Raw genomic sequence first — 14,051 nt, 5'->3', positions numbered from 1 at the left:
GCGAAAAATTTTCCCCGGTTACTCCAAGCCGTTTTGTAGGCGGTTAGACTTTTCAATAAAGACTGCAGTTATTAAGCTCTAAAAAATAAATCCAAATAAATTAGCATTATTGTGCTAAATATATTAGTTTTGTTGTTGATAATTATTTTAGACAGGAGATAGCTAAATTGTAATTTTGGATTATGGCAAAGACAGATAAATCACCCGAAATAGACGTTAATAACGAGAAGTTTAAAGCACTAAAGCTTACCATGGAAAAAATCGATAAAGATTATGGTAAGGGTAGTGTAATGATGATGAATGAGAAAGCTGTAGAATCGCATGCAGTGGTTTCTACCGGCTCCATTGGCCTTGATACCGCCTTGGGTATTGGAGGCCTGCCTAAAGGCCGTGTTATCGAAATATATGGCCCGGAATCGTCTGGTAAAACAACGATCGCTACGCACGTTATAGCAGAAGCACAGAAAAAAGGCGGTATGTGCGCCATTATCGACGCAGAACACGCGTTTGATAGTGTATATGCCCAAAAGCTGGGGGTAAATGTAGATAACCTATTAATAAGCCAGCCCGATTATGGTGAGCAGGCGCTGGAAATCGCCGACCGGTTAATATTGTCCGGAGCGCTGGATGTTGTGGTGATAGATTCTGTTGCAGCGCTGGTCCCCAAGAGCGAACTCGAAGGTGAAATGGGAGACAGCAAAATGGGATTACATGCCCGTTTGATGAGCCAGGCTTTAAGAAAGCTTACAGCTACTATTTCAAAAACCAACACCATTTGTATTTTCATCAACCAGCTTCGTGAGAAGATCGGGGTAATGTTTGGTAACCCCGAAACAACAACCGGTGGTAATGCCCTGAAGTTCTATGCTTCAGTAAGGTTAGATATCCGCCGCTCAGCGCAAATTAAAGATGGCGATGAAGCAATCGGTAACCGTGTAAAAGTAAAAGTGGTAAAAAATAAAGTAGCGCCTCCGTTCCGGTCTGCTGAGTTTGATATCATTTTTGGAGAAGGTGTTTCCAAAACAGGGGAGATCATCGATATGGGGGTTGAATTGAATATCATTCAAAAAAGCGGATCCTGGTATAGCTATAACAGCGATAAACTGGGACAAGGCCGTGATGCTGTAAAAAGCTTACTAATTGATAATCCTGAACTGGCGGGTGAAATAGAAGCTAAGATCAGGGAGAAAATAGAAGAACTGAAGAACGCATAACAGGTATATTTTATTTGACGGGTTAGTAGAACCGCCTCTTTCGGGGCGGTTATTTTTTTGCTCATTCAATGGGGTGGATACTTTTTTTATGTTTGATGCCCAATAGGTAAGGCTATTGGAACCCCGCGGATTTTTAATTCAAAATGGTTACCTTCATCGGATATAGCTTTTATGCATGGGGCGTTTTGTAACTATTAAGGATATAGCCAAAAAATTAAATATTTCTGTCTCTACCGTCTCACGTGCGTTAAGAGATACTTACGACGTAAACCAGGAAACCCGAGAAAAGGTATTGGCGTTAGCGAGTGAACTCAATTATCGGCCCAATTTTAATGCAATGGGCCTGGTGAATCGCAACTCGCATAATATTGCCGTGATCCTGCCTTTTATCACTAATTACTATTTCTCTACCGTTATTACGGGTATACAGGAAGTGGCTTATAAGAATGATTATAACATTATTCTCCATATTACTAACGACTCGCCCGAGCGTGAACTGTCTATTATAAAAAATCTGGCAGTTTCCAATCTTGATGGATTATTGGTTTCTGTTTCAACAAATTCTGATGCCGGCACCCATTTTCAACAGGTGATGGACACGGGTGTTCCTATTGTGTTCTTTGACCGGGTGTCTGATGGTATTCCTACATCAAAAGTGATGCAGGATGACTATAATGGCGCATTTGAAGCGGTTGAGCATTTAATTGAACGGGGCTATAAAAAGATAGCCCATATAGCAGGACCGGAAGGGCTCAGCTTTACACAAAAACGTAAAAAGGGATACCTGGACGCCTTAAAAAAACATGGCCTGCCTGCAAAAGATCGATGGATCGTTCACTCCGGTTTCTCCCAGGAAGACGGGCAGCAGGATGCCACAAAAATCTTTAGCCGCAAAGACCAGCCTGACGCTATTTTCGCTGTAAATGACAGGAAAGCAATCGGCGCGATAATTACATTAAAAGAAATGGGCTTACAGGTGGGTAAGGAAGTGGGTGTAATAGGTTTTACCAACGACCCGGTATCTACCGTTGTCTCTCCTACGTTATCTACCATTGCCGAGCCAGCTTTTGAAATAGGTAAAAAAAGCTGTGAACTGCTGCTGAAGCATATCAATAAACGCAATTTTATTGCTGAAGATATAATACTGCCCGGAACTTTGATAGCAAGAGAATCTACGCTTCGTTAGCTATTCGCTGCTATAAATAACCCTTCCCTTTACGATGGTTTTATGTATGTGTATATCCTGGTCAAACAGCAACAGGTCGGCGTCTTTGCCCGCAGCTATGGATCCTTTCCGATCATCAATGCTCATAATACGGGCGGGAGTGAGACTGATCATTTTGATAGCGTCAGTTAAAGTCAGTTCAGCGAGATGGATCATGTTCCTGACTAAACGGTCAGCAGTGGCCACACTTCCCGCAAATGAGCTCCTGTCTGGCAACCAGGCTACACCTTGGTCTACTACTACTTTTAACCCCGTTTCCAATCCACCCAAAATACTATCACCTTCGGGCATGCCAGCAGCGCGCATAGCATCAGTGATCAGTGCGATATGGTCTGCTCCTTTTATTTTACAGATCAGTTTTAGTAGAGGGGCTGGTAAATGAATGCCATCTGCAATAACCTCTACATCCATTTCGTCGATCAGGTAGCCGCTTTCAATTACACCGGCATACCGGTAACCATTGCGGCGCATTACCCCCGACATGCCCGAGTAAAAGTGGGTTGCCAATGTATATCCATTTTCAAAAGCATCAACCACTTCTTCGTAGATAGCATCAGTATGCGCTATGGCCGGCAAAATGCCGCGACTGCGCAAAAATCTGCCCATTGCAACAGCGCCTTCGAGCTCCGGGGCAGAGCTCCAGCGTTTTATTGAAGAGGAGGCTTCAATTACTTCTTTGTATTCAGCAGGATCAGGATTGCGGATATACCTGGGGTCTTGTGCGCCCCGCTGGTTCATGGCAAAATAAGGCCCTTCCAAATGCATACCCATTAACTGGGCGCCGTTAGTGTTTTTTTTAGTAGCACTTTCAAATGTTTCCAGCGTTTCGAGCAGGTCCTTTTTTTCACTGGTTAGTGTGGTAGGGTATAGAGCAGTGGTGCCATAACGCGCATGGGTTTCAGCAATGGTTAAAAAGGCTTCTTCCGTGCCGTCCATAAAATCCGCCCCGCCTCCTCCATGTATATGCAGGTCGATAAAGCCAGGCGACAGGTATAAGCCGGCTGCATCAATTGCTGTTGCACTTTCTACCTCTATATTTTTATTACCGACACTTTCAATCAGTCCATTCTTTATTACAACCGTTCCCTCCCTGATAATTCGCTGAGGTGTGATGATTTTTGCGTTGACTATTTTAAGAAATGTATCCATGTTTAAGATTTAAAAGACCATCTTTTAACTTTATGGCCATAAAATGCATAATAGATCAGGTAAAGGTAACAAGGTATTAATATCCAGTAAGCCTCATTAACACCTTGCAGGTCTGCAAGGTAGCCGTATACAAGGGGTAACAACCCATTGCCACAAAGACCCATGATCATAATAGAGGCGCCCAGCTTTGTAAATCTCCCCAGCCCCTTCATTGCCAGTGGCCATATACCGGCCCATATCAGCGAATTGGAAAATCCCAACAACACCAAAAACCAAATGGATAGATCCGTGTCATGTCCCAGGAATAGTACCCTTGTTTTTACCAGTACAATTAGTAATGAGAATACACAGCCCAACATAGTGAAGAGCTGAAAAGCTTTCTTCTGGCTGATGAGTTTCGGTATGGCAATAACGCCGAGCATATAACCACAGATAGTGGCAAATAAGGTATAGGACGGAAATACCTTAGCTTCCAGCAATGGTATATGCATGGATGTAGCATATCCAATGATCGTATCAATGGATATTACCTGTGTACCTACATGCAGGAAGATGGCGATAGCTCCCAAAATAAGGAAGGGAAAGTCGAAAATGCTTTTTTTATCGGCGTTGGCTTTAGATAGTTCCGCATCTTCATTTTCTGTATTGATCTCGGGCAGCGGTGATTTGAGGATCAACAGTCCCAGCAATAATAACACTACGCCCACAACCAGGTACGGGATCATTACTCTTTGTATCAATTCGTCCAGAACCACAGATCTTTCTGCCGGGTTCATTAAAGGGATCTGCTTAAAAAGTTCCGTATCTGTTTTACGTAATATTACTGCAGCAAAAATCAGCGGCGCCAATATTCCGGCCCCTTTATTGCAAACGCCCAGGATACTGATGCGTTGTGCAGCACGTTCAATGGGGCCGAGAATAGTAATATAAGGATTGGCCGCAGTTTGCAAAACCGACAATCCTGTTCCCAGTGCAAATAAGCCTGTCAAAAACATACCATAAGTACGCGTGGCTGCCGCTGGTATAAAAATAAAGGCTCCGACAGCCATTACCGCGAAGCCTACGGCCATACCCTTTTTAAACCCGGTTTTCTTTAATAAATAGGAAGCCGGAACCGATATGACCAGGTAGGAAATGTAGAAAGCGAAGGTGACAAAATAAGATTCGAAAGTAGTAAGCTCACAGGCAATTTTAAAGTAGGGGATTAAGATGGCATTGACCCAGGAAATAAAGCCGATCACAAAAAATACAACAGCAATAATGCTGATAGATACAATGATCCTTTTAGGGTCAGGGGCCTGAGTGGGTATATTAGTAGTTTGCTCTTTCATGATAATCGTTAGACATAAAGTCCAAAGGACCTTATAATGTTTTAGCTAAAATATCGATAAATGCCACTTTACTCATGTTAATGACCCGATAAATGATTGGCAACGTTACCGGTATCATTGCCGATAACGTTACCGTTGTTTTATTAGCCGTTTAGGGTTCGTTCGTATTGCTTAATTGATATTTTTGGTTACAACGATGCTTTCATCGCCCAAACTTTAAAACAGATATCAATGGAAATGATGGTACTAAAAGATAAGTACGAATTAGGAATTGCGGCCGGGAAAAAAGCCGGCGAGCTGATCCGCAATACGATCAATGAAGCAGGACAGGCCAATATTATACTGGCCACCGGCACCAGCCAGTTCCAGACCCTGGAACAATTAATAAAAGAAGAAGGAATCGACTGGAACAAAGTAGTGATGTTCCATTTAGATGAATATATCGGGTTACCGGTTACGCATCCCGCCAGCTTCAGAAAATACCTGAAAGAGCGCTTTTTAGAAAAGATGCCACCATTAAAAGCTTACTATCTTATCAACGGTGAAGAAGATGCAGAAGCAGAACGCCTGCGTTTGAATGCAATTATTCGGCAGCATCCGATTGATGTAGCATTAGTGGGCGTTGGAGAAAACGGGCACCTTGCTTTTAATGATCCTCCGGCAGATTTTGATACAGAAGATCCGTACCTGGTAGTAAACCTGGACGAGCAATGTCGTATGCAGCAAATGGGTGAGGGGTGGTTTGCATCGTTGGAAGAAGTACCTGCACAAGCCATCAGCATGTCGGTAAAGCAGATCATGAAATCTACACATATCATCTGCTCTGTTCCCGATGGCAGAAAAGCACAAGCTGTAAAAGATAGCATTGAACAACCGGTAAGTCCGGTGTATCCGGCCAGTATCCTGCAATTACACGCTTCCTGCATTTATTATCTGGATCAACCTTCCGCAGCATTGTTGAGTGCAACAGCTCAATAAAAGAGATGTCAACCAATCTTATCTGTCTTAAGAAGAAAGATGAATTTTTAAATTAGCTCTATATGAAATTAGTAAAAACAGGGCTCTTATCAGCCGGCTTTTTGTTAACCTGCTTTAGGGGTGTAGCGCAAAAAGACCAGCAACCGCTCCGGCTGCAAAATATACCTGCGGATGGTGTGCCCTACGCACAGATATTCGACGGAAGGGTAAAAGATGCTTCGGTATATCAAAAGCAGGGTAATAAATTTTGTTTTATCTGGGGCGCCACAAAGCCCGATCCTATTGAGGGCGTTACAGTCAGCAAATACTTTCCTTCGTATCGTAATCCTGAGCGGCAACTTGATATTGAATGGTATAAAAAGAATCATCCGGATTGGATCATGTATAAACAAGATAAGGTAACACCGGCCTATGGTTATATATATGATTATGGCGGACTGGTGCCGCTGGATGTATCCAATCCGGAAGTACGTGAGTTTTACCTGAAGGAGTTTATGCTACCTGCATTTAAACAGGGTTATAAAGTAGTAGCTATGGATAATGTGGACCTGGGTAACTGGCCGGGTGCTGTAGGCCGGTATGAAAAAGGAAAATGGGTGCAGTTATATACCGGTAAGAAAAATGATAAGGCCTTCCAGGACAATATGATCGGCTGGATGCGCTATTTATCGGAGCATCTGAACCCGATTGGGGTACAAGTAGCGGCCAATATCAAGGCCAACAGCGCGCCGAACGATGTGGTGTTGAGTATGATGCATTCTGTAAATATATGGTTGGATGAAAATGGCTTTACCCATACCGGCAAAAATATTACGGGCAGCAACTGGCAAAGGCAATTTGACTATTTAAAAGAGATCGCTCCTGTCAAAGGATATGTTTCCATTAACCAGGTAGCAGGTGCTGTGGAGCAAACCGATGCCGCGCAAATCGAATGGGTGATTGCTAACTTTTTACTTACACGCGGCCCCCAAAGCCTGCTGGCCATTACCCCGTTTGTAGATAAGAAAGCGATTTACCAGGAGTTTCATTACCGTCCTGAAATGAATGTAAATATCGGAGCGCCCGTAGATAAAGCTGTTCAGCAGGAAAAAGCCTGGAGCAGGCAGTTTACCAAAGGGATGGTAGTGGTTAATCCTTCGGCCACAGAAACGGTAAGCATCAGCTTACCAAAAGGCAAATGGAAAACAATAGGCGGACAAATCAAACAAAATGCAATACAGGTAGCACCTGCTTCTGGTTTCGTATTAACCAGGCTCTAAATAATTCTCTAAATTTTAAACTGATGGACAGATGAATGATAAATTCTTTCTGCGATGTTTTGTGTTGGTAATCGTAAGTGCTTTATTTACCACAGGTTTGCGGGCTCAATCCGGCGCTGCCAAAGCCGAACCTAAATGGGTGGATGGTTTCCCGGTAGTAATGATCGGTAACTGGGACATCAAACCTACTTTCAGGCGAAGGGTGGGTGCTAACCCCGTATGGATTGATGAGGTCTTTAAAAAAGAATCAACAGAGGAGCAGGTAAAAAAATACAAAGACATAGGGGCGACCATGGTCATGGCATTTTTTTATAAAGGCTTCGGTTTAAAAGCAGAGAAAGAAGAAGTGGATGCCACCCGTAAGCTGGTTGCCAATTGTAAAAAATACGGATTAAAAACAGGTGCTTACATAGGCTCAACATTACCCTTTGAAACCTTTTTTGCCGAAGTGCCGGAAGCGAAAGAATGGGTAACGCCGGATTACCAGGGACAACCTGTTACTTACGGAAGTCAGACCTTTCGTAAACTGGTATACTTCCAGCATGAAGGCTATAAAGACTATATGAAGCGCGTGTTAAAGATTGCTGTAGAAGATATTAAAGTGGATCTCATTCATTTTGATAACTCTTCGGTACAGGCCATTGCTCCTGTATTCTATCATCCTTTAGCGGTTCAGCATTTCAGAGAGTTTTTAACCAAAAAATATACAGCCGAACAACTTAAACAAAGATTAGGCTTTAGCGATGTTCGTTTTGTAGAGCCGCCTACCTATAGTAAGAGCATTGGTATACTGCATGACCCCCTATCACAGGAGTGGACCGATTTTCGCTGCCGGCAGCTGGCTGATTATTACGGGGAAATGGCGCAGTACATTCGAAGCCTGAACCCCGAAGTAGCGGTAGAATGTAATCCGCATGGCTTAGATGGCCGCAATTCGATGTGGAATGAAAGTGTTGATTTTGCAAGGATATTACCGCACACCAATTATTTCTGGACAGAAGGGGAACAAACCGGTTTGGCGGACAATGGCGCATTGCTTTCCAAGATACGGACCTTTAAAATGGCCCGCACTTTTGACAACCGTGTTTTTATCAAAACCAACGACAGTCAGCTGAAGATGGCTGAAGCCCTGGCTTACAACCGTGAAGGAATCGGGCTCATTGGTGGTATGGAAGAAATGGATGGGGGCAACTACCATACGCCACTGCCGCTAACGCAGGAGCAAAAAGACTATATCCGTTTTTTTAAAGATCATTTCGATTATTATAGCGGTACAAAAAATATAGCCGATGTGGCAGTGTTGCACACCTTTAACAGTATGGCTTACAATAGTGACCGGCCTTATCAAAGCACTTTTCTTTTTGAGCAAAGTTTGATACAGGGAAAAGTTCCTTTTGATGTGATCTTCGATGGGCAACTTAAAAACCTGGATCGTTATAAAGTGTTGGTACTGGCCAACCAGGAATGTCTTACAGAGGAGCAGCAGGAACTAGTGCGTTCTTTTGTACGTAAGGGCGGTGGCCTTGTTATAACGGAGCATACCTCATTATATAACGCCTGGCATCAACGAAAAGAGAATTTTGGTCTGGCAGACCTGATAAAGGTGAAAGCCCCCGATTGGCATGACCGCCGCACGCCGGAAACCATCCTGCCTATAGCAGAACAGCGTAACGAAATAGGTAAAGGGCGTGTCATCTATTTGCCAGAAGTGGTCGCATCCGTACCCAAACCAACGATGGTGGCTATGGCGGGCCCTTATTTTAAACTGGCCAAGAATCATCAACAACTGATTGACGCAGTCCAATGGGCATCGCGAAATAATCTGTCTCTATATATAGAAGGCCCCGAGACGGTGACGATGGAGCTTGTAAAACAGGAAAAGAAAAACAGGCTATTATTACACCTGGTGAATTTTAACTACGAAAAGGCAGCAGTAGAAAATGTAAAAATAAGCCTTAGAATTCCTGAGGGAAAGAAAGTACAAAAGCTCATATTGTTGAGCCCGGATCGTGCAGCAACGATCGGCAACCTGGTCTTTACGCAGGAAAAGGGGATGATACAATTTACTATTCCAAAAGTAAAGTTGTATGAGCTGGCTGTGATAGAATTAAAGTAAACAGTTAAGCGCTACAACTCTATAGGTAATTTAAATGATGTGTTACATAACAGGAGGTTCTCTATACAGGGGACCTTTTCCTGTTTAATCAAATCGTGTGCAAACGTTCTTCAGGTATCCTCCAATTTGTAAAGCAAGGGCAGGAGATCCTCAGCTAACGATATCTTTCGCGAAACTTAAAGAACTTCGTTAGATCAGAGAGAACGGAAGAATAATTATGTGTCTTCGCTTTACCACCTTTTTAGTTCTTTAAGGAAATACTTTTTTGTAATAACTTCTATGCAGGAAAAAACCCTCCGGATGAGGGTTTGATATGGTTTTGACAATGTGAAAATCTATTGTAAAAGGTATTTTGCTAAAGGTGATTGAATGGCTCTTAAGCCTTCGCCCGCTAATTTTGCTACCGCTGTTGCCCCTTCTGCAGATAAGTGCGTATCATCTTTTTTTCCGTTGGGAAGTTTAGTGAATTTACCCGGCTCAATATAAACATAGAGTTGTTTAGACGCTTCGGGTCCTAATTGTTCGACTAATGCGCGGGATCTTAAATTCAGGTCTACAAACGGTACATTCATCTCTTTTGATAGCTTTCTTACTTCTTCAACATAGGCTTCGAATGTATTAGGTAATAGTGCTCCGGCCTTATCAAATTTTCGCCGGGTAATCGAGGTGAAAAGAATTGGCATAGCTTTTTTCTTTCTTGTCTCAGTAATATAATTAAGCAAGTTTTGTCGGTAAGAGCCGTGTGGGTCTGTATGACGCAGGCTATCATCTTTTTCATCGTTAGGACCGAACATGATAAAAACATAATCTCCGGGTTGTACCTGGTCGATTGTTTTTTGCCAATGGCCTTCCTCCCTGAAACTCTTCGAGCTTCTGCCACTTCTCGCCATATTCTTAATAGTCACCTCATTGGAAAAAAACCGGGGCATCATTTGCATCCATCCGCGTATGGGATAGTTATCTCCGCCAAAGCCATTCAGGTATCGCTGGTCATAATCGCACATAGTAGAATCTCCAATGGAGTAAATCGTTACTTTCTTTGTTTCAATAAAGCTGTATAAAAATATAAGACAGCTTAGGGCAATCAACAATCTTTTCATATCAATGATTTTAAATAATTCATTCAAAGCAGATGTTTTGCTAATGTAGTTTCTTTTAGGACAGCCGCTGCAGCAGCGCCCGCAAATATCATCGGCATCGTTACCGATAACGATACCGGTAATTTTTACCGCAGGCGTTCGTAGAAGCGGGTTAAAAATATATATCTTGGTTTTCATTAACGAAAATGTTTGCCCAATTGCTTTTGTGAGAGACGGTGCAGAACGAGGCCGGTATCGGTAAGCAGCAGGTCCATTAAATGAGATAGCTGATGCTGGCCACTAATTTAAAATAGAATAAGCGCGATGAGCTGATTGAATTAAAATTTTTATTCTTAATAAAGCATTGAAGGGGGTGACAAATATTTTCGGTCGTTCTTTATTCAAAGTGTGAAAATTTCGAGAAAGTATCTGACCGTAAAAACAATAAAAATATACGGATGAAATTAATTGCAGTGTTGCTGTTATCAGCTTTTAGTTTTTCTTTTTGCTTTGCACAAACGAACCGTCGTATTAGTGGTGAAGTGACGGACTCTGCAACTGGCGCGCCGCTTGCGGGAGTAAGTATCTTATTGAAAGGAAAGTCGGGAGGCACACTGACGGACGCCCAGGGAAAGTTTGCACTGTCTGTTCCTGTTGACGGTACAGCAATCACATTTTTGATAGAGCATGTTGGATACCGGGCGCAGGAAATTATTGCTGGTGAAGAGAAGGTGTTGCATATTATACTTGCAGCAAGCATGTCGCAGATGGAAGAAGTGGTAACGATTGGCTATGCAACCGTAAAGAAAAAAGATCTTACAGGCGCTGTGGTTTCGCTGAGCAGTAAGCAATTAAAAGATATTCCGGTGAACTCGCTGGCAGAAGCGCTGACGGGAAGAATGGCCGGTGTACAGGTAACTACTTCAGAAGGTGCGCCCGGCGCAGAGGTACAGATAAAGATCAGGGGTAACGGTTCTATTACCCAGGATATTGCACCACTTTATATTATTGATGGGGTACAGGTAGAAGGCGGATTGGCCGGGCTCTCACCACAGGATATAGAATCAGTCGATGTATTGAAAGATGCATCTGCTACATCTATCTATGGAGCAAGAGGAGCCAATGGGGTGGTAATTATTACTACAAAGGGGGGCAAGGAAGCCAAGCCTGTGATCAGCTACAATGGCTTTGTGGGTTTAAAACAACTGGCGAATCGCCTGGATGTATTAAGTCCGTATGAATTTGTTATATCGCAATATGAAAGAAGCAGAGGCACTACAGAAGCGCAGACTTCTTTTACACGTATATACGGAAGCTGGGACAGCCTGGGCGTATACCGAGATATACCTGCCATTGACTGGCAAAAGGAAACATTTGGTAATGATGCCTGGATGCAGACGCATAATGTGGGTGTTGCCGGCGGCAATAAAACCACCCAATATAATTTAAGCCTCACCAGTAATAACGAAGATGGGGTGATGCTCAACTCCGGTTATGACAGGAAGCTGATTAATTTCAGGATGGACACCCGCGTAAGCAATGCATTAAAAGTCGGCTTCAACGTTCGTTATGCCAACCAGGCCATTAACGGTGCCGGTACTTCAGATGGAGGTGCTTCTACTTATAATATGCTTCGTCATACCATTAAATACCGGCCTTTTATATTAAATAATTTATCACCCGGCGACCTCGATGAGGCTTATTACGATGAGACCAATGCAGGTAATGCTTTGGGCATTATTAATCCTATACAGCTTAGTGACGCCCAATACAGTAAGAAGATGAGCTCGCTCACCAACCTGAATGGTTATGCTAATTATACCTTTAGTCCGAAATTCTCATTCAGATCTACAGCCGGTGTCAACTTCAATAATCAAACCTATCATACTTTCTTCGACTACATCACATCCAAAGCGCGTACGCAGGGCGCCAGTATGCCCATGGCAGGTGTGTTAACCAACAATGTATACAATCTGTCTAACTCCAATGTATTAACCTATACCAATTCAAGAAAAAGCGATCATCGCATAGACGTATTGCTGGGTAATGAACTGTATAATGTAAAAGCCAAAAGCACCGATATACAGCTAAAGAACTTTCCTATAGGTATTACTCCCGATAAGGCGCTGAATCAGTTAAACATTGGTACTGTTATTCCAACCTATCCGCAGTCGGGTAGCTATGAAAGCCGTATTGTATCGTTTTTTACCCGTGCCAACTATGCATATAAAGATAAGTTCTTGGCTAATTTCAGTTTGCGGGCAGATGGCTCTTCCAAGTTTGCGCCGGGTAATCAATGGGGATATTTCCCTGCCGGTGCGGTGTCCTGGCGTATTTCTAAAGAATCGTTTCTGGAAAGCAGCAAAGTTGTATCCGATCTGAAGATCAGGGCTAGTTATGGAGCTACAGGCAATAACCGCATAGATGATTACCTGTACATGAACATTTTTAGCCCTACAGCCAAATATGCGTTAAACGAACAGGTAGTTCCGGCTTATATGGTAGGAAGCCTGCCTAATAAAGACCTTAAATGGGAAACCACTATATCCCGAAATATAGGAGTTGATCTGTCGCTGCTGAAAAACAGGTTATCACTTACAGCCGATGTGTACCTGAATACGGTAAGCAATTTACTAATAGATGTACCCATACCACCCACTTCAGGTTATACTACCCAATTGCAGAATGTAGGAAGCTTGTCGAACAGAGGTCTTGAAATACAGCTAAGCGCTACACCCATTCAAAAAACAGATTTCACCTGGGTTGCAGAATTTAATATTTCATTCAACCGTAATAAAATTGAAAAGTTAGCGAATGGGTTAGGCCAGTATTTTGCTTATTCAGGCTTTGGCATTTCTGGTCAGCCGGCAGATTATATTGTGAAAGCGGGAGAGCCATTAGGTATTATGTATGGCTATGTATCAGATGGCTTTTACAGAACCAGTGATTTTAATTATGATGCGGCAACCAGTACCTATACATTAAAAGAGGACGTGGCAGATGTGGCGCAGGCCATTGGTATAGCACAGCCGGGTTGGATGAAGCTAAAAGATCTGGATGGAAATAATATAATTGATGAGAAGGATAAAACCATTATTGGTAATGCTAACCCGAAATTTTCAGGGGGTATTAACCAGCGGTTTAACTACAAGAATTTTGATTTAAGTGTGTTCCTCAATTTTGTTTATGGTAACCAGGTGTATAATGCTAACAAAATTGAATTTACCAATGGTTATGGTTCTCATACCAATTCCCTTGCTTTGATGAAAGATCGCTGGCGCACCGTTGATGAAAATGGTAATGTATTGCAGCAGGTAGTTACGGTGTCCGGTAATCAGGTCGTAAGAGGCGTTGCTCCCGGGCAACTGGAGGCCATTAACAAGGATGCACAATATTGGATTCCCATCAGTGGCGCGGGTGCCTGGTATCCTACTTCATGGGCTATGGAAGATGGATCCTTCTTGAGAATTAATAATATTACCCTGGGATATACATTACCCAGGAATATGCTCAACAGGATCAAATTTAAAAATGTAAGGGTATATGGTACTGTCAATAACCTTGCGGTGCTTACAGGTTATTCCGGTTATGACCCTGAAGTGAATACAAGGATGGCCACACCGGTTACGCCGGGAGTAGATTACTCTGCCTACCCCAGGAGCCGGACATATATTGTCGGATTAAATATTTCATTATAATA

General features: G+C 42.9%; 9 protein-coding genes. 6 read left to right on the top strand and 3 right to left on the bottom strand.

What is annotated here, in order from left to right:
- Positions 1-182 precede the first annotated feature (182 nt).
- The gene (gene recA, locus ACLOAU_RS04865) at positions 183-1,214 is read left to right on the top strand and encodes a recombinase RecA (RefSeq protein WP_427860724.1); all 1,032 of its coding nucleotides are present in this window, start codon (positions 183-185) and stop codon (positions 1,212-1,214) included.
- 175 nt (positions 1,215-1,389) lie between these two features.
- Positions 1,390-2,400: a LacI family DNA-binding transcriptional regulator gene (locus tag ACLOAU_RS04860; RefSeq protein ID WP_427860723.1), complete on the top strand. Its 1,011-nt coding sequence runs from the start codon at positions 1,390-1,392 to the stop codon at positions 2,398-2,400.
- Here ACLOAU_RS04860 and nagA read toward each other — a convergent pair whose 3' ends face one another.
- A complete protein-coding gene (nagA, locus tag ACLOAU_RS04855; protein WP_427860722.1) occupies positions 2,401-3,588 on the bottom strand; it encodes an N-acetylglucosamine-6-phosphate deacetylase in 1,188 nt (395 codons plus the stop codon).
- A gap of 2 nt (positions 3,589-3,590) precedes the next feature.
- The gene (locus ACLOAU_RS04850; protein WP_427860721.1) at positions 3,591-4,919 is read right to left on the bottom strand and encodes a sugar MFS transporter; all 1,329 of its coding nucleotides are present in this window, start codon (positions 4,917-4,919) and stop codon (positions 3,591-3,593) included.
- A 231-nt stretch (positions 4,920-5,150) separates the two neighbouring features.
- Between ACLOAU_RS04850 and ACLOAU_RS04845 the strand changes: the two genes are divergently transcribed.
- The 3 genes from ACLOAU_RS04845 (at position 5,151) to ACLOAU_RS04835 (ending at position 9,272) form a co-directional block, all read left to right on the top strand.
- The gene (locus ACLOAU_RS04845; protein ID WP_427860720.1) at positions 5,151-5,897 is read left to right on the top strand and encodes a glucosamine-6-phosphate deaminase; all 747 of its coding nucleotides are present in this window, start codon (positions 5,151-5,153) and stop codon (positions 5,895-5,897) included.
- Positions 5,898-5,959: 62 nt separating this feature from the next.
- Positions 5,960-7,156, top strand: a complete 1,197-nt coding sequence (locus ACLOAU_RS04840; RefSeq protein WP_427860719.1) for a putative glycoside hydrolase — start codon at positions 5,960-5,962, stop codon at positions 7,154-7,156.
- A 31-nt stretch (positions 7,157-7,187) separates the two neighbouring features.
- Positions 7,188-9,272 (top strand): type 1 glutamine amidotransferase family protein, encoded by a 2,085-nt coding sequence (locus ACLOAU_RS04835; RefSeq protein WP_427860718.1) that lies wholly within the window; start codon positions 7,188-7,190, stop codon positions 9,270-9,272.
- 335 nt (positions 9,273-9,607) lie between these two features.
- Here ACLOAU_RS04835 and ACLOAU_RS04830 read toward each other — a convergent pair whose 3' ends face one another.
- Entirely contained in the window at positions 9,608-10,549 is a 942-nt protein-coding gene (locus ACLOAU_RS04830) for a rhamnogalacturonan acetylesterase (protein WP_427860717.1), read from the bottom strand.
- Between the two features lie 260 nt (positions 10,550-10,809).
- On the opposite strand from ACLOAU_RS04830, the gene ACLOAU_RS04825 reads away from it, so the two are divergent.
- Entirely contained in the window at positions 10,810-14,049 is a 3,240-nt protein-coding gene (locus tag ACLOAU_RS04825) for a SusC/RagA family TonB-linked outer membrane protein (RefSeq protein ID WP_427860716.1), read from the top strand.
- The last annotated feature ends 2 nt before the right edge of the window (positions 14,050-14,051 follow it).

The organism is Paraniabella aurantiaca (assembly GCF_050309965.1).
Taxonomy (GTDB): Bacteria; Bacteroidota; Bacteroidia; order Chitinophagales; family Chitinophagaceae; genus Niabella.
The sequence above is the reverse complement of the archived record's forward strand: the minus strand, read 5'-3'. Positions and strand labels throughout refer to the sequence as shown.